Genomic DNA, 1,498 nt, shown 5'->3' with positions numbered 1-1,498 from the left:
GGCTCTATACTTTTTGATGTTGGTGGATGACACCAGCATCTTTTTTATTTTGAAAAACAATAGAAAAGACACCTTGAAATCCTTTAGAATTAATTTGACGAACCAATCCAAAAGGAGGAATCAAGATGTCTCACACTCAGCTTATCAAAGAAATGTTGGATATTCTAGACTTATCGATTACTTTTTCCGAAAACTGTCTCACAAAAGAAAAATACAAAGGACAAATCTGTCATATTTATCATGGAAGTTTGACCTACACCGCCCAAGAATGTATTCATTGTAACCATAAAATTGCTTCAGATATTGTACGTTGGGGAACCACAACCGTCCGGTTGTTAATGAACGATGTTTCTGAATACCGTACATACCTTGAACTAAAAAAACAACGCTTCAAATGTAAAGCTTGTCAGCGGACATTCGTTGCGGATACTTCTGTTGCGAAAAAGCACTGTTTTATCAGTGAGAAAGTCCGCTGGTCTGTTGTGACTCGTTTAAAAAGGAATACCTCAATGACTGAGATTGCCGCTCAAAAAAATCTGTCTGTCTCTTCTGTTTACCGTATTATGAAGCGGTTTTATCGTCCATTAAATCCTTTTCGAACAACGTTGCCTAAGGTGCTTTGTTTTGATGAATTCAAATCCGTCCGGGGTGTTTCAGGTGCCATGAGTTTCATCATGATGGATGGAAAAACACACCGCCTATTGGACATTGTCGAGAATCGGCAACTGCCTTTTCTAGAGCGTTACTTTTGTCATTTTCCAAGAGAAACGCGCGAAGCGGTCGAATGGATTGTGATCGATATGTACGCCCCTTATGTGTCGTTAGTTAAAAAGATGTTTCCAAACGCTCAGCTGATCATTGATCGGTTTCACATTGTCCAGCATATCAGTCGTACTTTTCGCAATCATCGAATCAAAGAAACGAACCACCTGTTAAAGAGCAAAGAACAAAAACTATACCAGCTGGGCAAACAACTAAAAAGATACTGGAAACTCCTTCAAAAAGACGAAAGTAAGCTTGATTATACTCGGCACCTTTGGCGGTCTGGCTTCAAAACACATTTAACAGAAACCGAGATTGTCGATCGTCTACTGAAGGGATGTCCTGCTTTGCGTACGGGCTATCAGTTATACCAAGACTTTCTTTATGCTGTAAGGAAGCGAGACCACGCATCGTTTGAAGAACTGCTTACCAACAACGACGTACTTCCCGATGGGTATCGGACAACCTTAAGAACATTCCAGAAATTTCTTCCACAAATCAAGAATGCTTTAAAACAACGTTATTCAAATGGGCCGCTAGAATGCCTAAACAACCATATCAAAGTGTTAAAACGAAATGCCTATGGCTTTCGTAGCTTTTATAATTTCAAGTTGCGTATCATGATTCGTCACGGTAGTGCATTGCTTTTAAACTAAAAAAGATCAAGAGGAAATAATCCTCTTGATCTCCAATAATTCTAAGATTTCTCTTCACCAACATCATTTGACAAAGAGCC

At 39.3% G+C, this 1,498-nt stretch carries 1 protein-coding gene; it reads left to right on the top strand.

Annotated elements, in window-relative coordinates; translation table 11 throughout:
- Window positions 1-125: 125 nt before the first annotated feature.
- Window positions 126-1,418 carry an ISL3 family transposase gene (locus tag ACWOEC_RS12180; RefSeq protein ID WP_007209342.1) on the top strand — a complete coding sequence of 431 codons (1,293 nt, stop codon included), beginning with the start codon at window positions 126-128 and terminating at the stop codon, window positions 1,416-1,418.
- Window positions 1,419-1,498: the final 80 nt, after the last annotated feature.

The organism is Enterococcus bulliens (genome assembly GCF_053761865.1).
Note: the sequence above shows the minus strand (reverse complement) of the source record. Positions and strands in the feature narration are given on the sequence as shown.

What these genes read in the sequence shown, in the direction of transcription:
- ACWOEC_RS12180 (WP_007209342.1), top strand. Translation starts at nt 126, where the DNA reads ATGTCTCACACTCAGCTTATCAAAGAAATGTTGGATATTCTAGACTTA.